Genomic DNA, 26,152 nt, shown 5'->3' with positions numbered 1-26,152 from the left:
TGGTTGGCTTGGTTGGCTTGGTTGGCTTGGTTGGCTTGGTTGGCTTGGTTGGCCTGGTTGGCTTGGTTGGCTTGCTTGGCTTGATTGGCTAGATTGTCTTTTTTTGCTTGGTTTGCTTGGTTTGCGTTCTTCTACATATTTTCTAAATTTGCCAAATTTATCAAAATACTAAAAATAATATGCATAAATATATGTAAAATATTTTGTATTTTTCGCTTTTTTAACTCAAATTTTTTTCAAAAAATTTAAGATAACGCCCAAATTTCGCTAAAAAGTTAAAATGGATTTAAAATGCTTTGGGATATAATTTGCGATAAATTTATCAAAAGGCTAAAGTGATGATAAAACAAATTTCTGGTTCACAGATGATAAGCGAAGCCTTGCACGAAGAGGGCGTTGAGATAGTTTTTGGCTATCCTGGCGGTGCAGCTTTAAATATCTACGACGAGACATATAAACAAACTTATTTCAAGCACGTCTTGGTTCGCCACGAGCAAGCAGCCGTTCACGCAGCAGACGGATACGCAAGGGTTAGCGGCAAAGTTGGCGTGGCTTTTGTGACAAGCGGTCCTGGCTTTACAAACGCTGTCACTGGTCTTGCCACAGCTTACAGCGACAGCATCCCAGTTGTGCTTATAAGCGGTCAAGTACCAACCTTTATGATCGGCACAGACGCCTTTCAAGAGATCGATGCAGTCGGCATTTCACGCCCCTGTGTCAAACACAACTTTTTAGTAAATAGCGTCGAGGAGCTACCTCGCATCATAAAAGAGGCGTTTTACATCGCAAGATCAGGCCGCCCAGGACCAGTTCATATCGATATCCCAAAAAACGTCACTTCAAGGCTTGGTGACTTTGTCTATCCAAAAGAAATTTCTATCCCAAGCTACAAACCGACATATAAAGGCAACTCTAAGCAGATCAAAAAAGCAGCAGCTGCGATAAATGAAGCAAAAAGGCCACTTCTTTACATCGGTGGCGGTGCGGTCGCATCAAACGCAAGCGAGATCATACGTAAATTTATGAAAAAAACTGGCATCCCAGCGGTCGAGACACTTATGGCTCTTGGCGTGCTTGACGCAAAAGATGAGCTAAATTTAGGCATGGCGGGCATGCACGGCAGCTACGCTTCAAATATGGCTCTTAGCGAGTGCGACCTTCTCATATCGCTTGGCGCTAGATTTTGCGATAGGGTCACAGGCAAAACTGACGAGTTTGCCAAGCATGCAAAGATCATTCATATCGACATCGATCCAAGCTCTATCTCAAAGATCATAAACGCGCACTATCCGATAGTTGGTGACCTTACAAACGTGCTAAGTGAGCTTTATGAAGAGGTGAAAGGTGAGCCTAAAAACTATGCGCCTTGGAGAGAAATTTTAGATAGATATCAAAAGCTAAATCCACTTGGCTACACAGATAGCGACAAGGTCTTAAAGCCTCAATGGGTAGTTGAAGAGACTGCAAAGATAGTTGGCCCTGAGGCTATCATCGCAACTGACGTCGGTCAGCACCAGATGTGGGTGGCGCAGTTTTATCCATTTAACCGCGCAAGGCAGCTTGTCACAAGTGGCGGCCTTGGCACAATGGGATACGGCCTGCCTGCAGCGATCGGCGCAAAGTGTGCGATGCCTGAGCATTTGGTTGTAAATTTTACAGGCGATGGCTCGATACTTATGAATATCCAAGAGCTAATGACTGCTTATGAGACAAATGTCCCTGTCATAAACATCATCTTAAACAACAACTTCTTAGGCATGGTGCGCCAGTGGCAGACATTTTTCTATGAAAAGCGCTACTCATCGACTGATCTTAGCTTGCAGCCTGATTTTGTAAAGATAGCTGAGGGATTTGGCGGCGTTGGCTTTGTTTGCAAGAGCAAAGATGAGTTTAAAAAGGCTTTAAAAGAGGCGATCAAGAGTAAAAAATCAGCTCTTATCGACGTGAGGATCGACCGCTTTGAGGACGTGCTTCCTATGGTTCCAGCAGGGGCTGCGATTTATAATATGATATTAAAGAGCAAGGAAGAAAAATGAGTATCAGAAGAACAATTTCGGTTATAGTTTTAAATGAACATGGCGTTTTGGCTAGGATTTCTGGGCTTTTCGCGGGCAGGGGCTACAACATCGACACGCTCACAGTCGCTCCGATACCTGAGAGCAACTTCTCAAGGCTAAGCATCGTCACAAGCGGCGATGAGAGGGTTTTAGAGCAGATCGTAAAGCAGCTTCACAAGCTCATCCCAACATACAAAGTCATAGAAAGCGGCGAATTTGTCGAAAAAGAGATGGCTCTTGTGAAAATCCCGCTTGGTGAAAATTTCGCCGGCCTTGAGGCGATACTAAAGACATACAATGGCATCGTCACAAACACAAACGAAAACTACATCGTCGTCATGGTGGCTGACGATGCGAGCAGGGTAGAGAGCTTTTTAAAATCGATAAAGAAATTTAACCCAGTTGATGTCGTGCGCGGCGGATCTGTGATAATGGATATATGATGAAACTAAGCGAAATAGCCTTAAAGGTAGATGCTACTTTTAGCGGAGAAGATCTTGAAATTTTTGCTCTAAATTCTTTAAAAAATGCAAATAAAGCTGAGCTAACATACTGCGACGGCGAGAAAAATGCCAAATTTATAAGCACTTCAAACGCTGGAGCTATCTTGGTGACAAAATCGCTTTTAGACCTAGTGCCAGCTGGCATGGTAGCGCTTGTGTGCGACAACCCGCACCTTGCATTTGCTATCCTTAGCAAAATTTACGCTAAGCCGCTTTTTTGCGAGCCAAAACCATCAAACATCGCCCAGAGCGCCACTATAATGCCAAATGTCTATATAGGCTCAAACGTGAGCGTGGGCGAAAATACGATAGTGATGGCTGGGGCTTTTTTGGGCGATAACGTAACTATCGGTAAAAACTGCATCATCCACCCAAACGTCGTCATATATAATGACTGCGTCATCGGCAATGAGTGCCACCTGCTTGCAAACTGCGTTATAGGCAGCGACGGCTTTGGCTATGCGCATACAAAAACTGGCGAGCATGTGAAAATTTATCACAATGGCAACGTTGTTTTGGGCGATTTTGTCGAGATCGGCGCTTGCACGACGATAGATCGTGGCGTTTTTGAAAGCACGATGATCGCAAACTACACAAAGATAGACAATCTCGTTCAAATAGGCCACAACTGCGAGCTTGGAAATGGCTGCCTCATCGTCTCACAAACCGGGCTTGCTGGCTCAACAGTGCTAGGCAGAAACGTCGTCATGGGCGGACAAAGTGGCTCAGCTGGTCACGTAAGTGTCGGAGACTTCGCTCAGATTGCGGCACGCGGTGGCGTTAGCAAAGACCTACCTGGCGGCAAAAAATACGCTGGAGCTTATCCGATAATGGAGCTTTCAGAGATGTTTAAAATCCAGGCTAAGATGATTAGATTTTTTAGAAAAAACTAAAATTGGATTTAGTAGGTTTAATTTTCTAAATTGCAATAACGTGGCAATGAGATTATTGTTAATAAAAAATAACTTCAAATTTACTTGGCAGGTTGGATCAACTTGCCAAGCTTTCATATAAAATTTATACAAAAATATCTAGAAATAGGGCGGTTTAGCTATTTAAAAATATGACTAAACGCCTAAAAATTTAGCAAGGACAAAATAAAATATAGCCGATGATATCGCAGCTGCTGGAAGCGTGATGAGCCAAGCTAGGATGATAGGTCTTACCATTTTCCAGTTTGCATTTTTATTTACGATGCCGATGCCCAAAACCGCGCCTATCAGGATATGCGTCGAGCTAACTGGTATGCCAAGCTTTGTAGCTAGAAGTATGACGATACTTGAGGCAAGCTCGGCGCTAAAGCCAGTCGTCGGCAAAATTTCAGCTAGTTTTGAGCCGATAGTAGTGATCACCTCTTTGCCTAAAAACCAAAGTCCAACGACAAGTGAGATGCCAAATGTTACCATTGCGATGCTAGGTATCGGCGAGCTTTCATTTATAGAGCCAGTCTTTAGCACATCAAGCACAGCAGCAAATGGTCCAACTGCGTTTGCGATGTCGTTTGCGCCGTGTGAAAATGCAAAAGATGAAGCGGTAAAAATTTGAAACCATGAGAAAATTCTATTGATACTCTTTTCGCTGTCGTTTTTACTCATGACGTTTATAATAGCAAGGCTTGCAAGATACGCTAGGGCACCGATAACAAAGATGATCCAGACTGTTTGGATGATGCTAAAGGCTAAATTTATATGCTCAAGCCCTTTAAAAAGCATCATTGACGAGATGACCATTGCAGCAAATCCAGCGATGATCGGGATGTGCTTTTTCATCGCTTTAAAGGTGTCTATCTCTTTTTCGCTATCTTTCATGATGCGAATTTTTGAGCGGTATTCGCTGTATTCAGTGGTTTCGATCTCGTCCTCATCGATAACTGCGATCTTTGAAAGAGTGGCTATCTGCTCCTCAGCTGGCTTTGTTTTAAGCGCTTTTATGAAGCTTTCTTTATAGGCTTTTCTCTCAGCTTTTAACGCTTTTAAATTTGTCTTTAGCTCGTGCGTTGGCTCGATTATTTTGCTTTTTACGTAGCCAAATATAATGTAAGACATCACGCCGCCAAGCAGTGGCGAGATGACCCAGCTAACGGCGATCCTGCCGATCTCGCCCCAAGAGACCATATTAAATGGCTCAGGATCTTTTATCATAAAACCCATAGCAAGTCCTGCACCAACGATGCCACCAACTATCGAGTGAGTGGTCGAGACTGGCAGACCTTTTTTGGACGCGTAAAATAGCCAAAGACCTGAGCTTAGAAGAGCTGAGATCATTATAATGACAAATTTCATCGGGTTTAGATCGCTTGGAAATTTCACGATCTCGTTTCTAATGGTATTTGTAACCTCAGATCCTGCAAATATCGCGCCGCTAAGCTCAAAAATGGCTGCGATGATGAGAGCTTGTTTTAGTGTGAGTGTTTTTGCGCCGACGCTTGTGCCAAAGCTGTTTGCAACGTCATTTCCGCCGATATTAAACGCCATAAAAAGACCAAACATACCGGCGATCAAGAATAAAAAGTAGTTATTTGCCGGGATGTATTGATAGCCCCAAACGAAAAATCCAACGCTGCAAATCGCAAAAATAACTAACGCCAAGAAGTTATCTCGAAGCAATCAAGCCCCCTTGTAAGAGTTTTTGGCAAAATTATATCTTGAAAATTATTAAAGTTTTTAGAATTTTCTCACTTTAAATGATACTAAATTATCATATGTTAGAATTTGGCAAAAATATTAAGGATAAATTTTGGTTATATCAATCGATCTTGGCTCAAACACCTTTCGCGCGGCGCTTATAAAAAAAGAGCAAAATGGCTTTAGCAATGAGCAAATTTATGAAAAAATAGTTGGAGCTGCAAGGGGCTTAAACGAAAGTGGTAAGATAGGCTTGGAGGCTAAAAATAGGCTTTTTGAAGCGATAGCGGAGGCTAAAAGCAAATTTGACTTTGATAAATTTAAATGCGTGGCAGTCGCAACTGAGGCTTTTAGAGTAGCGTCAAATAGTGAAGAAATTTTTAGCGAGATAAGAGAGAAATTTGGCATAAATTTTCATATCATTGACGGGCAAGCTGAAGCAAAACTTACATTTTTAGGCGTGCAAAATGCCTTAAGAAAGCTTGGCATAAACGATAAATTTAGCATCATCGACATAGGCGGTGCAAGCTCAGAGATAGGCGAAGATGGGAAATTTATAAGCTTTAAATTTGGCATCATCACCTTTTACGAGAGGTTTAAAACGCTTGATCTGATGCAAAAAAATGCAAAAATTTATACAAAAGAGGCAAGGGAATTTTTAACAAGTCTTAACAATAGACTTATCGTGCTAACTTCTGGCGTGCCGACCACCATCGCAGCACTAAAGCTTGGGCTAAACTACGAGAGCTACGATCCAGAAAAAGTGAGCGGATATGAGCTTAAAAATGACGATCTTGCTTGGTTTGTAAATAAGCTTTTAAAGATGGATGATAAAAGCGCTGACGTGGCGGTTGGAAGAAGTAGAAAGTATCCGCTCATCGCTGGGACACTGCTTTTAGAGGAGCTACTAAACGGTCAAGAAGCGAAATTTATAGTAATAGACGATGGGCTTAGAGAGGGCGTTGGGACGGCTTATTTAAAAGGCATATTTCAAGAAATTATCACAAAATTTTAGTTATTATTTCAAAAATTTAAAGGAGATAAAATGAGCATAAGAGAGCAAATTTTAGCCGACATAAAAGAGGCTATGAAAGCAAAAGATGAGTTTAAAAGAGACACCTTAAGGACGCTAAATGCAGCACTTAAGCAGGTCGAAGTCGATCAAAGGATCGAGATGACCGACGAGATCGTGCTCCCGCTACTTCAAAAAGAGATCAAAAAGAGAGCTGACTCGGTTGAACTCTATCTAAAGGGAGCAAGAGAGGACCTAGCTAAAAAAGAGCAGAGCGAGATCGAGCTAATCAAGGCATATCTGCCGGCTCAGCTAAGTGATGATGAGCTAAAAGAGAAGATAAAAAGAATAATTGAAAAGGTTGGTAAAAATTTGGGCGCTGTGATGAAAATGGCAAAAGATGAGATCGGAGCGAGCGCTGAAGCAAAACGCATAAGCATGATCGCGAAAGAACTTTTGGCGTAAATTAATATACACTTTCTCAAAGCCTGTGCGTTAAATTTAATGTGCAGGCTTTAAAAATACTTCATCTTACATCAAATATTAATTTTGAAAGCGATGAATTTCTAAATTTAGGCTAGGGCGGTTTGCTAAATTTAAATTTATGTTTTTGAGCAGGGATTTAAAATTTGATTGTTTTACTTTGAGGTTGGCAAACCTTTAAATTTATAAACATTTTAGCTTTAGCGGCACAAAAGAAGCAAAAAACAAAAACAAACTTGGCTAAATTTAACTTTACTTTATAGCGGTATCTAGTGAATTTATAAATTTTATACTAAGCAGTTATCAAATTTTTTAAACATGAAGTTAAATTTAACACTTTTGCTTTAAAACTAGCTTTGGTTTGCTGGTGCATTATGTGCTAAAGAAGTAAAAATTTAAAGTGGTGGGTTGCTAAATTTAGGCTTTGTTTTGCTGTAATTATCTCGTCCTAAGAAATAAATCTACAATTCTCTCACACGTCTTAAATTTCTAGAGCCTACCGTAACGTGCCTGCTGTTATGGGATGATAAAAGTCAGAAAGCTCCACTGTGAGAAATGAATAGCTTAAAAAGTAGAATTTGATATGCATAAGCAGAGTATAACTAAATTTTAGTCTTGTTTTATGGCAACATTCTTGCTAAAAGAGGTAAATTTTTAAAAACCACTAAAATTGCAAAATATACTTGCAAGCACAATAAAAAAAGAATTTGATATATAGATTAAAAAGCTAGACCCAAGACGAGTCTAGCAAATTTGAAGTTATTTTGAAGCGACCATTTCGTTGTATGAGTTAAATATCTCTCTACTAAGATCTTCGAGTTTTCTAAACTCAGTGACAAAATGTTTTAAATTTTTCTCGTTATAGCCCTTGCCAGCTTCTGTCAAGATGGCTTTGATGTTTTTGTTAAATTCATCCACCAAATGGCGTGATTTCTCATAAGTTTTAGTGTGGCTAAAGCTCTTTGCGCACTCATTTTCATACCACGCTACAAGATCATCCGCGTCTTTTGCTATATCATCGCCGTAACCTTGCTCATTTACAGTGTCTGAATAAACACCCACTTTATAGACGATGATAGCTATCTTTGCGATGATGCCAAAGGTCTTGTCTTCTACATATTTTGATCTTTGGGCTGTCTCTTTTGCATTTTGGTTAAAGCTAGCTAAAGTTTGTTTGAAATTTTCGACATTTGCTGTGGCGATCTTTGAAATTTCATCTATCTTTTTAGAGTTTTCATCTATATCTTTGGCTTCTTGCTGAAGTGTTTGGATATTTACGCCGATCTCGTGTGTCGCTTTTTGGGTATTTTCAGCTAGTTTTCTAACCTCATCAGCGACAACAGCAAAGCCGCGCCCATGCTCGCCTGCTCGTGCTGCCTCGATAGCTGCGTTTAGAGCTAGTAAATTTGTCTGCTCAGCTATATCTTTTATCAAATTTACAACCGAAGTGATGTCGTCTGTTCTGCTATTTAGCGTGCTTATAGCGTGGCTCGAGCCCTCTATCAGCTCTTCAAGTGAGCTCATATTTACGCTTAGCTCATTGATGCTTTGCGTCGTATCCTCAGCGATCCTAGCTGTATCTTTTGCCATGAGTGCCATTTGGCTAAGGTTTTTGATACTCTCATTTAGATCGTTTCTAACATCTTCTATGCCGTCGTTGCCATTGCCAAGTGTGTCAAGCTCTTTTGAAAGCAGGCCACGAACCTTACTTTTTTGACCTTCTTTTATGCCAACAACACCATGGCTCATGAAAGTAGCATTTTGTTTAAAAGTTCCCCTAAAACCCTCTGTAAAGATATTTCTATATGTTAGTCCGCTTTGGGCAGCGTCTATTGAGGTTGAAATTTCTCTTTGAAGTGCCTCAACTTGATCAAGCAAGTCATTTATACCAAGTGCTACTTCATAAAGTGGGTCATTTTCTTTTACATTTACTATCCTAGGCTCTAAGATGCCGTTTCGAGCTGAGCCTACTACGCTTAAAATTTCATTTATAGAGTCGAGTTTTTTTCCAAACATCTTATAGCCTTTGTAGGTTATTTACAAATTCATCATAACTTAGATTTTTTTCGTTTAAAAAATCAGTTAAAAATTTCATAGAAGCATCCATGCCACCGCTCTTTTCTACCGATAATAACTTTTGATATATAGGCTCTATCACTTCAATCGCCTTTGGATTTGGCTTGCGTCTAACTGAGTAGTAACCAACTGCGTTATTGCGGTCATCAACTGAGGCTGTGATGTTTGCAAAGACCCAGTAGTATCCACCATCAAAGCTTTTGTTTTTTACATAAGCAAAAATTTCTTTTTTATCTTTTATATGCTCCCAAAGTAGCTTAAAAATAGCTCTTGGCATATCTGGGTGCCTTACGATGTTGTGAGGCTTACCCAAGACTTCAGCTTGCTTTGCTCCAACTATCTTTAAAAATGGCTCGTTACAATACGTAATACGTCCTTTTAAGTCGGTCTTTGAGACCAAAAAGGCGCTCTCTTCGACCATGTGTTCTTTGTTTTCAGACATCTTCTCTCCTTTAAGATTTTAATTATTTTAGTTTTTAACGGCTTTTGATAGATCCCACATCGGCAAAAATATACCAAGAGCTAGTAAAAGCACCATACCTGCTATAAAAACGAGCAAGATAGGCTCGATATAGTTTGAGATGTTATCAATAATATCGTTAAATTTCATCCTGTAATAGTCAGTAACTTTTCCGGTCATATCATCCAAGCTACCGCTTTGCTCGCCAGCGCTTATCATCTGTATGAGCATATTTTCATATAAATTTGTATCTCTAAAAGCCTCCGTTAGGCTAACACCCCTACCAACAAGTATCTTAACGCCGCTTAGTTTCTTTTTGATATCCTTGTTTGAGACCGTTATCACAGCTGTATCAAGGGCATCTGCTATAGGCAAACCAGCTCGAACAAGCTCTGTAAAGATGAGGTTAAACCTGCTCATATTCGAATAAAATATTATCTTGCCGATGAGATAGACTTTCAAAAGGTATTTATCGACCTTATCTTGAAATTCTTCACTATCAAGGTAGTATTTTCTAAGCAAATATCCGATAAATGCAAGTGCCCCAAGGATATAAAAGCCGTAGTTTGTCATGACGTATTCGATATTTAGCAAAATTTTAGTTGGTAGTGGTAGCTCTGCATTTAACTGCTCGAAAATTTCTCTAAACTGCGGCACAACAAGTATCATAAGGATGACAAAGGCTATGATGATCGCACAAATGACTGTTATCGGATAGCGGATAGCTTTTTTAAATTTTTGCTGATTGTCCCAGACCTCTTGCAAGATAGAGGCAAGCTTTGCAAGCGCATCAGCCATATTACCAGTGCTTTCCCCTAGTCTTATCATCGCAAGCGTCACGTCGCCAAGCTCTTCTTTAAAATTTTCTATACTATTTGTGAGGCTTGAGCCTTGATTTAGCTCCTCATCTATAGTTTGAAATATAAATTTAAGGCGTTTATCTTCGGTGGAGTTTGCAACCTCTTTAATGCTATCGTGGATAGAAATTCCAGCATTTGTCATAACACTAAGCTGCCTTATGGTGGCTACTAAATTTGGGATTTTCACCTTTGGATTAGTAAAAGCTTTTGCGATCACGTTTTGTAAATTTTCAAAGTTATTTATGCTAGAAGTTTGCGTCTCTTTGATCTTTACGATCATGCCAGTAACATTTGCTTTATCTTTGATCTCGCTTTTATTGTTCGCTCTTAGGCTCATCTTATGGCGTTTGCCGTTTTGGATGTACTCAACCTCAAAGTATTTCATATCTTAGCAACCCTATAAACTTCTTCAAGCGTGGTTATGCCATTTGCTGCTCTTATGACGCCATCATGAAACATATCTATAAAGCCCTCTTCGTAAGCTACGCTTTTAAGCTCATCTTTAGAAGCACCATTTGCAACCATGCTTGCTATATGGTCACTAATAGGCAAAATTTCACTTATCATCTCACGTCCTAGATACCCTGTTTGTGAGCATTGCGGACATCCGACGCTTTTGTAAAATTGATAGTTTTCAGGGACAAATTTCTTAACCTCGTCAAATGCCTTTTGAGATAGAGTGATCTTTTGTTTGCAGTGTGGGCAGAGCTTTCTAACAAGCCTTTGAGCCTCTATGCAAACGAGCGCGCCACTTACTAGATAAGGCTCGATGCCCATATCTATCATACGAGGAAGCGCGCTTATGGCGTCATTTGTGTGAAGCGTAGAAAAGACGAGGTGACCAGTAAGTGCCGCTTGTATCGCTATGCGAAGCGTCTCTTGATCCCTGATCTCGCCTATCATTATGACATCTGGATCTTGCCTCAAGATAGAGCGAAGAGCTGAGACAAAGGTAAGTCCAGCCTTTTCATTGACATGCACTTGTTGGATCATATTTAGCTGGTATTCGACCGGATCTTCAACTGTGATGATCTTGGTTTTTACGCTTTTTATATCATTTAGCGCACCGTAAAGTGTCGTAGTCTTACCTGAGCCTGTTGGGCCAGTGACTAGGATGATGCCATAAGGCGCTTTCATGCTCTTTTTAAATTTAGCGAAGTTATCTGGATGCATGCCAAGATCTTCTAAATTTATAATGACCTTTGACTTATCCAAGATTCTTAAAACTATACTTTCGCCATTTAATATAGGTAGCGTCGAGATACGAAAATCATACTCTTTGTCTAAAATTTGAGCAGAAAATCTACCATCTTGTGGGCGGCGGCGCTCTGCGATGTCCATGTTTGAAAGTAGCTTCATACGGCTAACCATCGGCGGATAGATATCTTTATCAAATATAAATGTCTCGCTTAGCATGCCATCGATCCTGCTTCTTACGATGCAGTTTGTCTCGGTTGGCTCGATGTGAATGTCGCTGGCTCTGCTTTGGATAGATGTTTTTAAGATGATCTCGATTAGCTTTAAAATTCCAGAGTTTTCACTGTTTTGACCTTGACTAGCCGAGCTTGAAAGCTCTCTTCTGATCTCTGTTATCACATCTTTTATGCTCTCATTAAGTGCTAGCTTGCTTATATATTTTTCTATCTGGGTTGGCTGAGCGATGGCAACTTTTAGTAGTTTTCTATTAAATAAATTTTGCACCTTATCTTGAGCGATAACGTCAAATGGATTTTTAAAAGCGACATATACGCTTATCTCATCTTCTTTTACTGGGATCGCGCTATATGTTTTTAGCTGAACGGTGCTTAGCTTCTCGCTTATGCGGTAGTCGATATCGATATCATCAAGGTCAAAGTATAAAACCTTAAATTTCTCGCTTATAAATTTAACAAAAGCCTTTATATCAAGCTCAAGATCGTTTGAAATTTCATCGATATTTACATGCCCTCTTCTATAAATATCAGACAAAATTTCCATAAAATCTTCATCATTTATTAAATTTTCATCTCTTAAAATTTTAACAAGACCTTTGCCTTCTTGCTCGCTTATCTGCTTTATTTTTTCTATATCTGATGTGCTTAGTTTGCCGTTTTGTTCTATATTTTTTAAGATTACATTTTCTACATTTTTCATTATCTATACTCTATTTGTGATTTCAGGTCGTTATTTTTAAAAATTTTAAGCACTAGCTTTGGTATTTGTCCATTTGTTGGACTTATCTCATATCTTGTGTCAGAATTTGGTTCTTCAAAGATAAATGTGCCAAGCTCTTCAACATACTCTTTTTTTACAAATTTATCAAACAAAAATGAAAGTATATAATCACTCTTTGGAAGCCTGATATAGCTTATATCAACGCCATCTATCATAGCGTGAAATAAGAGCTTTTTCTTAAATAAGATGTCAGCAAAATAGGCAGCATTTTCTCTTGATTTTTCGCTCTTTACTAGCTTATCGATCGGAGTTGCTAGCCTGTTTAGATCGTTCATCTTTATGCAAGCGATGCCAAACATAGAAATTTGCTCTTCGTTATTTTGTGTTTTTAAAAATTCCTCAACCTTTTGGTTGCAGACTTTTGCATAGTTTGCGCTGTTAAAGTCATCCCTAATCTCAGTTAGACTAACAGCAAAAACTTCACAAACAAAAACAAAAAAAATAGCAAAAAATTTCATAATGTTCCACTTTTTATCTTATTTATAAGCTCATTTATCGAAGCTTTGTTTAAGTTTTTATTATACTCCCTTAGAGCTTTGACGGCATCATCACTTTGCTTTAGCTTATATTTTGACTTTGCAAAGATGATCCACGACTCCTCTAAGCTATTATCTATATCGTTTGCAGCAAGCGACCACTTTATAGCTTCTTTAAAATTATTGTTTCTAAAATTTAATCTCGCAAGCTCAAGTGCAATAGTTGGATTATTTGTCTTTAGAAATTGTTCTCTTAGCACGCTCTCTTCATTTGATGCTGAAGTTACTTGTATATTTACACGCTTTCTGGCTGGCTTTGACTCAAGATCTATCACTTCATCTTGTGGCACGCTTATGCCATTTTGTTCGGTAAGTGACTCTTCATCAGGGATGTTTAGCTTAAGCCAACCTTGTGAGTTTCTTTGCTTTTTTGGGTCATTTTTTGAAGTATCGTTTGTCTCGTTTATCTTTACAACCTCTTCGAGCTTTTTAGCTATCTTATCAGCTAGCTCGTCTTGCTTTTTGCCCTCTTCAAATTTAGCCTTAGCAACCTCGCTCTTTTGCTTTAGCTCACTAAGAACGCTTACATTTGTCTCATTTTTTTCTACCATTTTTACTGTGGTTGCATTTTTGGCTAAAACTTTATCGCTTTTATTAGCAAGACTTGGAGCTTTCCCTATGCTTAGCACTATCAATGCAGCTAGCAAAATGATGATAAGCAAAAGCTCGATGATTAAAATTTTAGAGTTTTTGGCGTTAAAAATTTTATGCAAAAAGCCACCATTTTTTTTCTTGTAGCTCTCATAAAGCTTTTCAAGTCTTTGAATTTCTTGTGGTTCAAGCATCGATTAGCCCCGCATCAAGTGCAGCCATGGTAAGTATCATGATATTTGCCTTATCACCGCTAAGCTTTGAAGGCTGATACTGCTCGTAGTATTCGCAAATTTCATAGAATTTATACATTATCTTGTTTAGCGTTCTTAAATTTCCACCGCAAAATGAGTAGGCGCACTCGTAATCTTTTTTCTCAAATTTAAGATATTTGTCATAGTTTTTTTGACTAAGTTTTCTTTGCAAGTAGATGATGATCTCATTTACATCAGCGCTACTTAGCTCGATGCTCTCCCAAATTCTAGTCTGAAAATAATCTTTCGCCAAAATATCTTCGTTTTCGGTTTTGTGTATCGTAAAGAGAAATTTAAACATCCTAGTATCAGCCATAAGCCTTATCTTCTCGATAAGCTCAGTCGGATAGAGCTGTGCTTCATCTAGGATAACCGTCATTTGATTTTTTAAAATTTCATCTTTACTGCTAAAATCTTTTGAATAAAATTTTATAAAGCTCTCAAAGTTGTTTATATCTTCAAGCTTTTTTCCATAAATTTGCTCACAAAGTGCTTCAATAAATGTCGCCTCGCTAAAAAATGGATGCGGGAAAAAGATGAGGCTTTTATCTTCTTTTAGATCATTTGCGATCTTGTTTAGCAAAAAGGTCTTGCCGCTACCTGGCTTGCCATAAAACAAGATGAGCTTTAGTGGCTTTTTTAGAGCTAAAACTATCTTGTTGTAGCAGCTTATAGAGTTGTCTAAATTTACGAAATTTAAACTCTCGTCTTCATCTATGAAAACATCTTTTATATGCGTATAAATATTTTCGTTACTCATAGATCGATTTAGAAAATCCTAGATCTTTTAGCGACTGCTGAACTGGTTTTGGATCTTCAAGATCAACAACTCTTGGCGTGATGACAAAGATAAGCTCAGTAGTTTTTACGCCATCTCTTGTGCTTTTAAAGACACTTCCTATCAAAGGTATGTCAGCTAGAAGTGGTACAGCTGTGTTTTGCTTATTTTTAGTCTGACCGATAAGTCCTCCAAGTATGATCGTATCGCCACTATTTACCTGAACTACGGTTGAGAGCTTTTTCTGAACTGTATCAGGGGCGATCTCTCTAATGGCTGTATTTTGCGATCTTATGTCGTCTTCTGCATACTTAAAGCTGCTTAAGCTTGGATTGATGCGAAGCATGATCTTGTTGTTATCTGAGACTTCTGGAAGTAAATTTAACAAGATACCGATAAATACAGAGTATTGCTTATAAGTTGTTGTAAGCCTGTTGTTATTGTTATTGTTACTACCATTATCTGTCTCTTCCATTACGCGGTAGTTTATATTATCGCCCACAGAGATTAGCGCTTGTTGGTTGTTTAGAGTGGTTACTTTTGGACTTGAAACAACCTTTGTTTTGCCATTTGTTTCAAGGAAATTTATCATACCATCAAGGCTAAAGTTTAAATTTGCAGCGATATTTAGTGTGCGACCAAAGCCATCGCTTAAGCTGTTGCCCTTGTTTGTCCAACTTGCACTTGAGCCGGTGTTAGAGCCTGGGTTGCCTATATATGAGTTAAATCCAAGCTCAAATTTACTCCAGTCAACACCTTGCTTATACTCATTATTTAGATCAACTGCAATGATAGAAACATCGATGATGACTTGTTTTTTAAGTCTTCTTTGCATCTCAGCTATATATTTTTCAACACGTTTTAGCTGTGACGGGGTAGCTGTAACCGTGATAAGTCCAGCATTTTGGTTTATGATAGGGTCTGGCGCCGTGATGTGCTCGCTGTTATTGTTTAAGATAGCTTTTAGCTCAGCATCAAGCTTCTCCCAAAAGTCAAATTTCTCAGTTGTTCTTATCAAGTTGTTTTCATTTTTTATGTCGTTTGAGCTAGTATCACTGCTTGAGCTATTGCCTACTTCTGACGGAGAGGCATCAACCGAAGCTTTTGTGATAGCTGTGCCCTCACGGATAGAAGTGATATAGTCTATTTTAAAAATTTTTGTTTGAAGCGATGAGATTTTTAAGACATTATTTGAAAACTCATAGCTTAAATTTTTCTCGTTTAAAAGTAGATCAAAGACCTCGCTTAGACTCATGTTTCTTATATTTACGCCAAAGACTTTATCGTCAAGCTCTTTTTTACTATAAGCATCTTTTGCAACAATACTAAAATCACACATTTCAGAGAGCTGATTTAAAACATCGCCAAGACTTATATCGTCTGTGATCTTCATACTAAAATTTTTACTCAAGCATGTGCTTGGTTTTGCCATTATAGGGGTAGCTAAAAATGAAGCTAACGCCGCAGTTATAATAAATTTACTTAATTTTGATACCAACATTTTTACTTCCATTTTTAAGAGTTAGTTCTTGTTTTTCACCATCTTTTACGATGATAACCTTGCTGCCTTGAACACTTGTGATATTGTAATCATCAATCATATCTCCCACTTTATACCACTTGCCATTTATATTTGCTTTATTTAGCAAAATGGCCTTTAGCATAAACCCCCTTGCAGAAGAGTATTTTGTAGTGTTTTGATCACCTTTTGGAGCAACTGGCAAATTTAGCTTAAAAGGATCTTGCAAGCTAGAAATTTCACCGCTATTAAGCCCTTTTCTTTGCTCCTTTATCTTAACAAAAACTTCATCATAGTTTTTCATCTCGCCTTCAAACTCACTGCCAAATAGACTTAGAGCTAAGATTAAAAATAAACCAAATTTTTTCATCAGTACTTCATACCCCACACAGAGATAGAGAGCTTAGCTCCTAGATCTTTTTGAGTGGAATTTATATCCATTTTGTGAAGATCTACTACGAGTTTTGACTCTTCAAGTCCGTTTATATAGCTAAGCATATCTTTAAAATTTCCAAGGCAAGTGACATCTATATTTAAAATTTGCTCTATCTTTTGGAAATTTGGCTCTTTTATATCACTTTTAAGCTCTAAAATTTTTATATTATTTTGTTTTGCCAAAAGCACAATGCTATCTATATAGTTTGCCCAGTTTTGATTGTTAAAAAGCAAAAATGAAAGCTCTTTAAGCTTTGAATCAAAATAGGTATTAAATTTCAAAATATTCGTGTAGCGAAGTTTTAGATTGCTTAAATTTCTATTTTCTTCGTTTATCTTAAAATTTCTATCGCCATCAGGAGAGCTCACTGAGGCTAGATAGTTTCTAGTATTTTCTAGTTTTGTAGAAATTCTCGTATGTTTATCAAGCTTTTCATCAAAGAAATTTTGCGCAGGATCAAAGCATAGCATATAGACAAGATAAGCTATGATAAGCGCTGAGCCAAGAAAAATGAGGTTTGTTTCGTTTGGCTTTTTGCTATCAAAGTATTGATCTATTTTGCTCAAAATATCTTGTCTCATTGTCTAATCTCTATGCTTATATTACTTTCATACTCGTGTTTAGCGTCATCTGAACGAATTTTTTTAGTATTTACCAAGTATTTTTCATCTTTGCTGATATCTTTGATCAACTGGGTTATCCTTTTTTCATTATCGCTAACTGCAGTTATAGTCAAATTTCTATCGTTATTTACGATGTTTGTGATATGAACTGCGTTTAGATTTAAAATATCGGTAATTTTAAAAAGATTTAAACCCTTCATAGCGTAATTATCTTTTTTATTTTCGATCTCAGCAAGCAGACCTTTTCTGAAATTTAGCTTTTCATTCTCTTTTTGAGTCTGTTCTTTTACCGCCTCTTGTTCTCTTGAAATTTTAGCTAGCGTCTCTTTTATCTGCATCTCTTGTGCGTTTAGGACGCTATATTCATCATTTAGTCTTGCGCTATCTTTTTCTAAAACAAGACCAGCTATGTAGTTGTAAGCTGGATATAACATACTTAGCGCAAATGCCGCAGCGCAAGTGAGCAAGAATTTGCCACTTTTTCTTTTGACAAATGGATCTGGACGAAGCATATTTGAGAGGTTAAAATTCTCATAAAATGGCTCTTTGGTATAAAATCTACCAAATAAAGCCATAACGTTATAACGCTCGTTTATGGTATAGTTTTTGTTGTTTATCGCAACTTTTATATTTATATACTCTGCATCCAAACCAAGTTTGGTAGAGATGAAATTTGCAAAATTTTTGATCTCATAGTCACAATCTATGTAAATTTTCTTTATAGATATGCCATTTTGGCTATTTATAATGTTTAAAATATCGTTAAAGTAAAAGATATAATCTTCAAAAACTGTGTTTAGATCGTAGTTAAAGCCATCATCATCTTTATTTACAAGTCCTCTTTGAGATAAAACTTCGAGAAATTTATCATCGCTTAGGCGGTCGCCGCTTTGCTCTAAGAATTTATCTTTGAGATAGTTTAGGTTATAGCGAATTTCTCTTGCAGTAAAAAAATCACCATCTAAATATATGCTTAAAAATGATTCATCTTTTCTAAGCGCTATAAAGCAGTCTGCTTGCGTGCTAGGCAACAAGCCTTTTTTATAAATAGCAGAGTAGATCAAAGGTTCAGGCGCAAGGTAGTCGATATATGGGACCTTTTTTGCAACTGCTTTAAAGATCGAATTTATATCTTCATTTGTGATAGCAAAAACAGTAAAAATTCTCTCTTGAGCTTTTGTAGTGCCTTCTGAGAAAAATATCTTATTATCAAGCGCAGGATCTAGCGAAAGCTCCGCATAGGCCTTTGAATAAAGCTCCTCATATAGGGCGTCGTTATCAACACTTCTAGGGATAAAAAATGTTGTTGTTTTTAAGTCTTTAAATTTTATATATGAGATAAAAAAGTCGCGTTTATTGACTGTTTTTGAAAAGTTAAAAGCTTCTACATTGCTGTTGTGATAACGAAATCCTTTATAGTCATACGGATCTAGCGCAACTATAGAAATTTCACTATTTTTTTTAATATTCATCATGAATCAAAAAACCTTCCTAAACGCTTATATTGGGTATTTTAATATCTTTAAAATAAAAAATCAATAGCCGATTATCTGATTTAGGCTCTTTTCTTCTTTGCTCCAGCCTTTTTTAACGACTACATCGAGCTTTAGAAAGACCTTTGTGTTTGTTAAATTTTGTATTAACTTTCTTGCAAAAATTCCTATTCTTTTAATAGTTTCACCATTTTTCCCGATGATCATACTTTTGTGGATGTCACGCTCCGTGATGATGCTCGCATAAATTTCAGTGATACCTGTTTTTTCTTTTACGCTTTTTATGATCGCATCGCTAAGATATGGGATCTCATCGCTTAAATTTTCATAGATCGCTTCAAGTATAAATTCTCTAAAAATTTCTTTTTCATTTGTTGGTGTGAGAAATTCTGGATCATAAAAGTACTCATGCTCTGGCAAAAGCTTGCAAATTTCATCAAGAAGCGGCTTTTTATAGGTAGCCTGCTTGGTGCTAAAAGTAAGAAGTGCTGCAAATTTATCTTGAAATTTCTGGTACTGAGTGATCTTTTCAAGTACTTTAGCATTTGAGCTCTCATCGACTTTTGTTAGCACTAAGATGTGTGGTTTTTCAGGATTTAGAGCTAGAAATTTCTCGTAGTCGCTTGTATCATCATGGATAGGCGCTAAAAATACGATGAGATCGCAGTCTCCCATCGATTTTATAGCTTGGTTTATTAGTAGTTGATTTATCGCCTTGTTGCTCTCGTGAAGCCCTGGCGTGTCGGTAAAGATGATCTGATCTTTGCCGTTCATAACTATGCCATTTATCTTTCTGCGAGTTGCGTTTTGCTTGTGCGAGACAATGGCGATCTTTTCATTCAACAATGCATTTAAAAACGAGCTTTTGCCAGCATTTGTGCGTCCTATGATGCTAACAAAGCCTGATTTCAAAGTATATACCTCGCTAGATCTTGATCCTCAACCACGTCTTTTAGGCGCTCTTTTACGAGCTCTTTTGTGACATTTATCTTTTCGCCGCTCTTTTCGCTAGCCTCAAAGCTGATATCTTCTATCACGCGCTCGATCACCGTGTGAAGGCGTCTAGCACCGATGTCTTCCATCTTTTCATTTGCTGCGTGAGCGATCCTTGCCACCTCTTTTATCGCTTCATCGTCAAATTCTAGCTCGACATTTTCGGTTGAAAGAAGTGCGATGTATTGCTTTAAAAGCGAATTTTTTGGCTGAGTTAAAATTTGATAAAGCGCATCCTCATCAAGACTATCAAGCTCGACTCTTAGTGGGAAACGGCCTTGAAGCTCTGGGATGAGATCGCTTGGCTTGCTTATGTGAAAGGCGCCAGCTGCGATAAACAAAATGTGATCTGTCTTTAAATTTCCAAATTTAGTATTTACATTAGAGCCCTCAACGATAGGCAGCAAGTCTCTTTGCACGCCTTCTTTGCTAGGATCTTGCCTATTTGAGCTACCTGAGCCAACGGCCACTTTATCGATCTCGTCTATAAAGATGATGCCTTCGTTTTCAGCTCTTCTTAAAGCCTCTGTTTTTACGCTCTCAAGGTCTAAAATTTTATCATTTGCCTCGCTTTGAAGGGCTTTTTTAGCGTCTTTTACCTTCATCTCTTTTTTGATGTTTTTACCACCTATGCCAATTATCTTTATAAAACTCTCTTGCATCTGCGCCATATCAGGCGGCACGTTTGAGCCAGCTTCAAGTGGGTTTTGCTGCACTTCTATCTCGATACTTAGCTCGTCAAGCTCGCCGTTTCTTAGCCTATTTAGCATTTTTTCATAGCTCTTTGCGTACTCTGCTTGCTTCTCTTCGCTAGCACCTTTTGGAAGTGGCGGAAGTAGCTTTGAGACGATCTTTTCTTCGATGTAGGCATTTATCTTGTCTTGGTTTTTTTCGCTTTGCTCGTTTTTTACGAGATTATATGATGCCATAGCAAGGTCTCTCACCATGCTCTCAACGTCACGGCCAACAAAGCCAACCTCGGTATATTTGCTAGCTTCGACCTTGATAAATGGCAGACCCATCATCTTTGAAAGGCGCCTTGCGATCTCGGTTTTGCCAACGCCAGTTGAGCCGATCATCAAGATATTTTTTGGCATGATGTCATCTTGCAGGCTCTTTTCAAGCTTCATACGGCGGTAGCGGTTGCGAAGTGCGATCGCTATGATCTTTTTGGCGTCCTTTTGACCGATCACATAGTCATCTAAAAATTTAACAATTTCTCTTGGTGTTAAGTTCATTTTCTCTCTTATTCTAAAACATAAGTTTTGATGTTTGTATTTGTATAGATGCAAATTTCGCCAGCGATCTTGAGGCTCTCTTTGACTAGCTCCTCTTCGTCGATATCGGCAAATTTATCTAAGGCACGAGCCGCTGAAAGGGCGTAGTTGCCGCCACTTCCGATAGCTGCTATCTTGCCATCTTCAGGTTCTACTACATCACCAGTGCCACTAAGTAAGAAAATTTTATCCCTATCAAGCACAAGCATCATCGCCTCAAGCTTTCTTAGATACTTGTCTTTGCGCCACTCTTTGCTAAATTCTATCACCGCCTTTAGCAAGTCCCCCTTTGTATGCTCTAAATTTTTCTCAAACATATCAAAGAGATTAAACGCGTCAGCAGTGCTGCCAGCAAAGCCAGCTAGGACTTTGCCGTTGTGAATTTTGCGGATTTTTACGGCGTTGCCTTTTAAGACGGTGTTGCCAAAGCTCACCTGTCCGTCGCCGCCGATGACCGCTTTATTTTTGCCCTTGTAGGCTAAGATGGTTGTCGCATGAAACATCTACTCTCCTTGCACATCAACCTTTAAGGTCGCATTTATCGAGTGTCCAAGCTTTATAGAGACATCATAAAGACCAACAGCTTTTAGGTGAGTGTCTAGGTCGATAGCCTTTTTCTCAACTACCAAATGATGTGTCTTTTCAAGCTCTGCTGCGATCTCCTCTTTTGAAACTGAGCCAAAAAGCGAGCCATTTGCACCAAGAGTTTTCTTGACGACGACTGTCACTTTTGCAAGCTCTTCTTTAAGCTTTTCTAAATTTGCGATCTCATATTTTAGCTCTTCAGCCTTTCTTTTTTGAGCCGCTTCGTATTGACGAAGGACATCTGGAGTGGCTGCTTTTGCAAAGCCTTTGCCGATTAAAAAGTTGTTGCCGTAGCCGTCTTTTACCTCTTTTATCTCGCCAGCTTTGCCAAGCGCCTTTACATCTTTTATTAGTAGTACTTTCATTTTTATCCTTTTAAATTTTATTTTTAGTCAAATTTTCGCCCATTTTTGCGTGCGATTATAAAGCGAAGTGCATTTAGTTTGATAAATCCAGCTGCATCTTTTTGATCATAAACGCTGTCTTCTTCAAACGTGCAGTATGCCTCGCTAAATAGGTTATCATTTTTGCTACTTCTACCAAGGATAGCCACATTGCCTTTGTAAAGCTCAACTTTTACAGAGCCATTTACGTGCTCTTGGCTCTTGTCGATGAGAGCTTGAAGCATATTTCGCTCAGGTGACCACCAGTAGCCGTTGTAGATTAGCTCGGCATATTTTGGCATGATCTCATCTTTTAAGTGAGCTGCACCTCGGTCAAGCGTAATGCTCTCGATCGCTCTGTGAGCTTTTAGCATTATCGTGCCGCCAGGAGTTTCGTAGCAGCCGCGGCTCTTCATACCAACTGAGCGGTTTTCTACGATGTCAAGTCTGCCGATACCATGTTTTGCGCCAAGGCGGTTTAGCTCGGTTAAAATTTCAGCTGGGCTCATTTTTTTTCCGTTTATGCTCACTGGATCGCCTTTTTCATAGCCGATCTCAATGATCTCGCTCTTATCTGGAGCATCTTTTGGACTTACCGTCCATCTCCACATATCATCTTCTGGTGCGTGGCTCGGGTCTTCAAGCACTAGACCCTCATAGCTTATGTGAAGCAAATTTGCGTCCATTGAGTATGGGCTTTTGCCTGGTTTCTTGGTGATATCTATGCCGTTTTTCTCAGCGTATGCCAAAAGTTTTTCGCGGCTGTTTAGATCCCACTCGCGCCATGGAGCGATGATAGTTAGGTTATCGCCAAGTGCGTAATATCCGAGCTCAAAGCGAACTTGGTCGTTGCCTTTGCCTGTTGCTCCGTGGCTCACACCATCAGCGCCAACAAGTCTTGCGATCTCGCTTTGGCGTTTTGCTATAAGTGGGCGCGCGATCGATGTGCCAAGCAGATATTCGCCCTCATAGACTGCGTTTGCTCTAAACATTGGAAATACATAATCACGTACAAATTCTTCTCTTAGATCTTCTATAAAAATGTTTTCAGGTTTTACACCAAGTGCTAGGGCTTTTTTACGTGCAGGCTCTAGCTCTTCGCCTTGTCCGATGTCAGCTGTAAATGTGACTACTTCGCATTTGTATTCGTCTTGAAGCCACTTTAAAATAATACTTGTGTCAAGTCCGCCTGAGTATGCTAAAACAACTTTTTTTACATCTTTTTTCATAGCTGTCCTTTTGTTGAAATGGTCGTATTTTAGCCTAAATTGATTAATCTTTAATAAATTAATCTAAATTACAATGTAAGCATTATTTCAAAAAACTATTTAGCTATTTTTATATAAATTTATCATTTAAAATTATGATAATTAATATTGTTTTTATGCTTGCTTTGTTAAATTTGCGTTTCGCTTTCATTATCAAAGATTAAATTTAACAAAAGGATATCCGTGAATAGATCAAAATTTATCGCCATTTGCCTTAGCGCTTGTGTGGCAAATTCTCTCTATGCAGTAGAGAAAGAGAACAACGAAACTAAGCTAGATGGCGTCGTAGTAAGTGCGAGCGGCTTTTCGCAGCAGATCAAAGAAGCCCCTGCAAGCATCAGCGTGATAAGCGGCGAGGAGCTAACAAAAGATAGCTTTACTTCACTTCACTCAATCGCGCAAAAGGTACCAGGCGTAAATGTCGTTGGCGGCGAGGATGGTCCAGCTAGTGGCATCTCGATACGCGGCATGGAAAGCTCTCAAACGCTAGTTTTGATAGATGGCAAAAGGGTAAATTCTAGCAGCGCAAATCCAAAGGGCGGAGCAGGGGATATGAACTCAAATTTCATCCCGCCAGCCGAGGCGATCGAGCGTATAGAGGTCATCCGTGGGCCGATGAGCTCGCTTTATGGCAGTGATGCAGTCGGCGGCGTCATCAACATCATCACCAAAAAAGACTTTTCAAAATTTAGTGGCAACGTCGGCCTCTCAACACTTATCAACACTCACAAAGGCATAGGCGATGGCAGGCAAGGGGATTTTTATCTAAATTTGCCACTTTACAAAGAGCTTTTTGCGCTTCAGCTTTGGGGATACAAAAAGCTAAGAGATGAGGATAATTACAAAGGTGGCTATCAAAAGAGCGATAAGAGAAATTTAAGCGCAAAACTTTGGATCACACCAGATGAGCACAATAAATTTTTTATCCTTGGCTCAAATGAAAGGCATGATTACTCAAGAACTGTTGGAAAGTCAGCCACTACTAGAACAAACAGACTTCTAAACGCCTATGACTATGAGAAAAAGAGCTATGGCGTGGGCTATCTTGGCGAATTTGATAGCCTAAATGCCGATCTTAGCTACATTTATGACCAGACCCAAAGAACGAGCCTTTTTGACAAATTTATACCAGCAAAAGCTAAAAATCACAACTTTAACTCAAAATTTACAACGTTTTTTGGCGCACACACTCTAACTTTTGGCTATGACTTTAGCAAACAAAATGTCGGCACGACCTTCATCGTCTCAAACGCTTCAAGAAACGGCTTAAAAGATCCAAAGACCTACTCGATGAGCGAGCATGCGGGATTTATCGAAGATGAGTGGCAAATTTTAGATGAGAAGCTCTTTTTAACGCTTGGCTCAAGGCTCACACACAACGAATTTTTTGGCAACCACCTCTCGCCAAGAGCCTATCTAGTCTATAACGCCACAGATACGCTAAGCTTAAAAGGCGGCGTAGCGACTGGCTATAAAACACCTAATGTCAATCAAATTTCTCCTGAAGTAGGCACTATTCAAAAGGCTTGGAGTATAGTTGATTTTGGCAACAAGGACCTAAAGCCAGAAAAGAGCACGACTTATGAAGTTGGGGCGTATTATGACAATCAGGCTGATTTTAGAGGCTCGGTAACGCTTTTTAGAAATGAATTTAAAGATAAGATCCTAGACACTGATGGCAGTAAAAGAGTAAATGGAATTCCAGCCTTTGGCACTTGCACAAATGCACCAGATGTTACTTGCCCTGGTTGGGGAACTTACTTTAACATAGAAGGTGCGACCGTTTGGGGCGTAGAGCTAAGTGGCGACTATGACATCCTTTCAAATCTAAATTTCAGCTCAAACTACACCTATAATAAGTCAAAGATAAAAACTGGCAACCCAACGATAAACACGCCAAATGGTCCGATGAAATTTAGCCAAACTGGGCTTAACAGGCTTGATGGCAAAAGCCTAACAGCAACGCCAGAGCACACACTTCACGCCACGCTTACATATAAGCCTGTAAAAAGCGTTAAGACATTTTTTGGTGCAAACTACGAGAGCAAACTAACAAGCGTAAATTTTGGTGCTGGTAATAGTGTAAGAGAGAACACAAAAGACCTACTGACCTTCGATACAGGCGTCAGCTGGGACGCAAACAAGCACCTAACGCTTAGCCTAAATGCCTACAACATCTTTGATAAAGTAAGATACGATGAGGCGCTTGTGGGCGATACATACTACTTTTATCCGCAAGAGGGCAGGAGATTTTGGTTTAAGGTCGCTGCAAAATGGTAAGAGCCTTTAAATTTTTGCTTTTTACGCTTGGCGTGACGCAAATTTTACAAGCAGCTCCGCAACAAACGCCTGAGCCACTTAGCCAAAAAGCTGCTAGTAAATTTGAAATTTCAACATTTAAAATGAGCGCAAATGATGAAATTTATAAAATTTTCACAGCCAAGCTAAAGGGGCAAAATGAGTTTAAAAACGTGCTTTTCTTGCTTGACGCAAACGCCCAGTTTAACATGCTTTTAAATGAATTTGACGCCACGACTGCACCGCTAATAATAGGCATAGGATATGACAGCAACAAAAGCTACGAGATAGAAAAACGCACAAGAGATCTCACGCCAAAGGCAAAGGGTGAGGAGTTTAGCAAAGGTGGTGGCGCAGATGCGTTTTACCACTTTTTAACTAGAAATTTAGTGCCTCTAATTAATGAGAAATTTAACGTGCAAAATAGCCAAAAAAGCCTTTATGGACACTCTTTTGGCGGCCTTTTTACGCTCTATGCCATGCTTAAAAATGAGGGCATATTTTCAAATTTCTTTATCGCTTCGCCATCTCTTTGGTGGGGCGAGTCTGAAATTTTAAAGCAAAACGTGAGCGATGGTAAATTTAAAGAGAAACTAAAGGCTAAATTCGTCTTTCTTAGCGTTGGTGAGTTTGAAAAGAGAAAGGGCAAAACTGACAAAGCTGGCATTTTAAAGGCGAGCGATTTGGCTGGAATCTTAAAACAAAGTGGGGTAAATTCTCACTTTGAGCTTTTTAAAAATGAAACCCATGGCAGCGTCATACCTCTAAATTTAAAAGAGCTTTTAAAATATCTAAAGGATTAAAAATTTAAGGCTATTTTTGTTAAAAT

23 protein-coding genes and 1 pseudogene are annotated in these 26,152 nt (G+C 38.9%); 7 read left to right on the top strand and 17 right to left on the bottom strand.

Annotated features, from left to right (window positions below):
- The first annotated feature begins 341 nt into the window (after window positions 1–341).
- Genes G6W41_RS02165 through lpxD form a run of 3 tightly spaced genes read left to right on the top strand, consistent with a single transcriptional unit; the run spans window position 342 to window position 3,453 of the window.
- Complete coding sequence (locus tag G6W41_RS02165; RefSeq protein WP_235044373.1) at window positions 342–2,036, top strand: acetolactate synthase large subunit; 1,695 nt, start codon at window positions 342–344, stop codon at window positions 2,034–2,036.
- Window positions 2,037–2,038: 2 nt separating this feature from the next.
- Window positions 2,039–2,500: an acetolactate synthase small subunit gene (gene ilvN, locus G6W41_RS02160; RefSeq protein ID WP_223227413.1), complete on the top strand. Its 462-nt coding sequence runs from the start codon at window positions 2,039–2,041 to the stop codon at window positions 2,498–2,500.
- Complete coding sequence (gene lpxD, locus G6W41_RS02155; RefSeq protein ID WP_021084646.1) at window positions 2,500–3,453, top strand: UDP-3-O-(3-hydroxymyristoyl)glucosamine N-acyltransferase; 954 nt, start codon at window positions 2,500–2,502, stop codon at window positions 3,451–3,453. The genes ilvN and lpxD overlap by 1 nt, the downstream gene beginning before the upstream one ends.
- A 174-nt stretch (window positions 3,454–3,627) precedes the next feature.
- Here the strand turns inward: lpxD and G6W41_RS02150 are convergent, their stop codons facing one another.
- Window positions 3,628–5,166 (bottom strand): inorganic phosphate transporter, encoded by a 1,539-nt coding sequence (locus G6W41_RS02150; RefSeq protein ID WP_194170477.1) that lies wholly within the window; start codon window positions 5,164–5,166, stop codon window positions 3,628–3,630.
- 130 nt (window positions 5,167–5,296) lie between these two features.
- Here G6W41_RS02150 and G6W41_RS02145 point away from each other — a divergent pair, with 130 nt between their 5' ends.
- Window positions 5,297–6,199, top strand: a complete 903-nt coding sequence (locus tag G6W41_RS02145; RefSeq protein ID WP_194170476.1) for a disulfide bond formation protein DsbA — start codon at window positions 5,297–5,299, stop codon at window positions 6,197–6,199.
- A gap of 30 nt (window positions 6,200–6,229) precedes the next feature.
- Window positions 6,230–6,661, top strand: coding sequence for a GatB/YqeY domain-containing protein (locus G6W41_RS02140; RefSeq protein WP_194170475.1), 432 nt, complete (start codon window positions 6,230–6,232; stop codon window positions 6,659–6,661).
- Window positions 6,662–7,438: 777 nt separating this feature from the next.
- Here G6W41_RS02140 and G6W41_RS10425 read toward each other — a convergent pair.
- The 16 genes and pseudogenes from G6W41_RS10425 to G6W41_RS02060 form a co-directional block, all read right to left on the bottom strand.
- Window positions 7,439–8,116 (bottom strand): annotated as a pseudogene (locus tag G6W41_RS10425) (methyl-accepting chemotaxis protein); the annotation flags it as partial.
- A 580-nt stretch (window positions 8,117–8,696) separates the two neighbouring features.
- Window positions 8,697–9,197, bottom strand: coding sequence for a PAS domain-containing protein (locus tag G6W41_RS02130; RefSeq protein WP_021086788.1), 501 nt, complete (start codon window positions 9,195–9,197; stop codon window positions 8,697–8,699).
- A 27-nt stretch (window positions 9,198–9,224) separates the two neighbouring features.
- Complete coding sequence (locus G6W41_RS02125; protein ID WP_103558075.1) at window positions 9,225–10,460, bottom strand: type II secretion system F family protein; 1,236 nt, start codon at window positions 10,458–10,460, stop codon at window positions 9,225–9,227.
- On the bottom strand, window positions 10,457–12,208 hold the full coding sequence (locus G6W41_RS02120; protein WP_194170474.1) for a GspE/PulE family protein: 1,752 nt from the start codon (window positions 12,206–12,208) through the stop codon (window positions 10,457–10,459). The genes G6W41_RS02125 and G6W41_RS02120 overlap by 4 nt, the downstream gene beginning before the upstream one ends.
- Window positions 12,208–12,747 (bottom strand): hypothetical protein, encoded by a 540-nt coding sequence (locus tag G6W41_RS02115; protein ID WP_194170473.1) that lies wholly within the window; start codon window positions 12,745–12,747, stop codon window positions 12,208–12,210. The genes G6W41_RS02120 and G6W41_RS02115 overlap by 1 nt, the downstream gene beginning before the upstream one ends.
- A complete protein-coding gene (locus tag G6W41_RS02110) occupies window positions 12,744–13,610 on the bottom strand; it encodes a CDC27 family protein (RefSeq protein WP_194170472.1) in 867 nt (288 codons plus the stop codon). The genes G6W41_RS02115 and G6W41_RS02110 overlap by 4 nt, the downstream gene beginning before the upstream one ends.
- Window positions 13,603–14,430: an ATP-binding protein gene (locus G6W41_RS02105; RefSeq protein WP_012001747.1), complete on the bottom strand. Its 828-nt coding sequence runs from the start codon at window positions 14,428–14,430 to the stop codon at window positions 13,603–13,605. The genes G6W41_RS02110 and G6W41_RS02105 overlap by 8 nt, the downstream gene beginning before the upstream one ends.
- Window positions 14,423–15,949 carry a pilus (MSHA type) biogenesis protein MshL gene (gene mshL / locus G6W41_RS02100; protein WP_103568805.1) on the bottom strand — a complete coding sequence of 509 codons (1,527 nt, stop codon included), beginning with the start codon at window positions 15,947–15,949 and terminating at the stop codon, window positions 14,423–14,425. The genes G6W41_RS02105 and mshL overlap by 8 nt, the downstream gene beginning before the upstream one ends.
- Complete coding sequence (locus G6W41_RS02095) at window positions 15,927–16,337, bottom strand: hypothetical protein (RefSeq protein WP_194170471.1); 411 nt, start codon at window positions 16,335–16,337, stop codon at window positions 15,927–15,929. Before G6W41_RS02095 ends, mshL begins: the two co-directional genes overlap by 23 nt.
- Window positions 16,337–16,984 (bottom strand): hypothetical protein, encoded by a 648-nt coding sequence (locus tag G6W41_RS02090; protein ID WP_194170470.1) that lies wholly within the window; start codon window positions 16,982–16,984, stop codon window positions 16,337–16,339. Before G6W41_RS02090 ends, G6W41_RS02095 begins: the two co-directional genes overlap by 1 nt.
- Entirely contained in the window at window positions 16,981–18,501 is a 1,521-nt protein-coding gene (locus G6W41_RS02085; RefSeq protein WP_194170469.1) for a C4-dicarboxylate ABC transporter, read from the bottom strand. The genes G6W41_RS02090 and G6W41_RS02085 overlap by 4 nt, the downstream gene beginning before the upstream one ends.
- 60 nt (window positions 18,502–18,561) lie before the next feature.
- On the bottom strand, window positions 18,562–19,431 hold the full coding sequence (era, locus tag G6W41_RS02080) for a GTPase Era (protein ID WP_194170468.1): 870 nt from the start codon (window positions 19,429–19,431) through the stop codon (window positions 18,562–18,564).
- On the bottom strand, window positions 19,428–20,750 hold the full coding sequence (gene hslU, locus G6W41_RS02075) for an HslU--HslV peptidase ATPase subunit (RefSeq protein WP_194170467.1): 1,323 nt from the start codon (window positions 20,748–20,750) through the stop codon (window positions 19,428–19,430). Before hslU ends, era begins: the two co-directional genes overlap by 4 nt.
- Window positions 20,751–20,758: 8 nt before the next feature.
- The gene (hslV, locus tag G6W41_RS02070) at window positions 20,759–21,292 is read right to left on the bottom strand and encodes an ATP-dependent protease subunit HslV (RefSeq protein WP_002940451.1); all 534 of its coding nucleotides are present in this window, start codon (window positions 21,290–21,292) and stop codon (window positions 20,759–20,761) included.
- A complete protein-coding gene (gene rplI, locus G6W41_RS02065) occupies window positions 21,293–21,739 on the bottom strand; it encodes a 50S ribosomal protein L9 (protein WP_021086217.1) in 447 nt (148 codons plus the stop codon).
- A 23-nt stretch (window positions 21,740–21,762) separates the two neighbouring features.
- Window positions 21,763–22,986 carry an argininosuccinate synthase gene (locus tag G6W41_RS02060; RefSeq protein WP_194170466.1) on the bottom strand — a complete coding sequence of 408 codons (1,224 nt, stop codon included), beginning with the start codon at window positions 22,984–22,986 and terminating at the stop codon, window positions 21,763–21,765.
- A gap of 222 nt (window positions 22,987–23,208) precedes the next feature.
- On the opposite strand from G6W41_RS02060, the gene G6W41_RS02055 reads away from it, so the two are divergent.
- Both G6W41_RS02055 and G6W41_RS02050 read left to right on the top strand, forming a co-directional pair.
- Complete coding sequence (locus tag G6W41_RS02055) at window positions 23,209–25,305, top strand: TonB-dependent receptor domain-containing protein (protein WP_346010872.1); 2,097 nt, start codon at window positions 23,209–23,211, stop codon at window positions 25,303–25,305.
- Window positions 25,299–26,126, top strand: a complete 828-nt coding sequence (locus G6W41_RS02050) for an alpha/beta hydrolase (protein WP_194170465.1) — start codon at window positions 25,299–25,301, stop codon at window positions 26,124–26,126. Before G6W41_RS02055 ends, G6W41_RS02050 begins: the two co-directional genes overlap by 7 nt.
- The last annotated feature ends 26 nt before the right edge of the window (window positions 26,127–26,152 follow it).

The organism is Campylobacter concisus (assembly GCF_015230035.1).
Taxonomy (GTDB): domain Bacteria; phylum Campylobacterota; class Campylobacteria; order Campylobacterales; family Campylobacteraceae; genus Campylobacter_A; species Campylobacter_A concisus_BK.
The sequence above is the reverse complement of the archived record's forward strand: the minus strand, read 5'-3'. Positions and strand labels throughout refer to the sequence as shown.

Coding starts and splice junctions, on each gene's coding strand:
- G6W41_RS02085 (WP_194170469.1), bottom strand. CDS start 18,501: ATGATGAATATTAAAAAAAATAGTGAAATTTCTATAGTTGCGCTAGAT.
- G6W41_RS02095 (WP_194170471.1), bottom strand. CDS start 16,337: ATGAAAAAATTTGGTTTATTTTTAATCTTAGCTCTAAGTCTATTTGGC.
- G6W41_RS02125 (WP_103558075.1), bottom strand. CDS start 10,460: ATGAAATACTTTGAGGTTGAGTACATCCAAAACGGCAAACGCCATAAG.
- G6W41_RS02060 (WP_194170466.1), bottom strand. CDS start 22,986: ATGAAAAAAGATGTAAAAAAAGTTGTTTTAGCATACTCAGGCGGACTT.
- hslU (WP_194170467.1), bottom strand. CDS start 20,750: ATGAACTTAACACCAAGAGAAATTGTTAAATTTTTAGATGACTATGTG.
- G6W41_RS02140 (WP_194170475.1), top strand. CDS start 6,230: ATGAGCATAAGAGAGCAAATTTTAGCCGACATAAAAGAGGCTATGAAA.
- G6W41_RS02105 (WP_012001747.1), bottom strand. CDS start 14,430: ATGAGTAACGAAAATATTTATACGCATATAAAAGATGTTTTCATAGAT.
- G6W41_RS02050 (WP_194170465.1), top strand. CDS start 25,299: ATGGTAAGAGCCTTTAAATTTTTGCTTTTTACGCTTGGCGTGACGCAA.
- G6W41_RS02130 (WP_021086788.1), bottom strand. CDS start 9,197: ATGTCTGAAAACAAAGAACACATGGTCGAAGAGAGCGCCTTTTTGGTC.
- rplI (WP_021086217.1), bottom strand. CDS start 21,739: ATGAAAGTACTACTAATAAAAGATGTAAAGGCGCTTGGCAAAGCTGGC.
- G6W41_RS02090 (WP_194170470.1), bottom strand. CDS start 16,984: ATGAGACAAGATATTTTGAGCAAAATAGATCAATACTTTGATAGCAAA.
- G6W41_RS02115 (WP_194170473.1), bottom strand. CDS start 12,747: ATGAAATTTTTTGCTATTTTTTTTGTTTTTGTTTGTGAAGTTTTTGCT.
- lpxD (WP_021084646.1), top strand. CDS start 2,500: ATGAAACTAAGCGAAATAGCCTTAAAGGTAGATGCTACTTTTAGCGGA.
- mshL (WP_103568805.1), bottom strand. CDS start 15,949: ATGTTGGTATCAAAATTAAGTAAATTTATTATAACTGCGGCGTTAGCT.
- hslV (WP_002940451.1), bottom strand. CDS start 21,292: ATGTTTCATGCGACAACCATCTTAGCCTACAAGGGCAAAAATAAAGCG.
- G6W41_RS02110 (WP_194170472.1), bottom strand. CDS start 13,610: ATGCTTGAACCACAAGAAATTCAAAGACTTGAAAAGCTTTATGAGAGC.
- G6W41_RS02120 (WP_194170474.1), bottom strand. CDS start 12,208: ATGAAAAATGTAGAAAATGTAATCTTAAAAAATATAGAACAAAACGGC.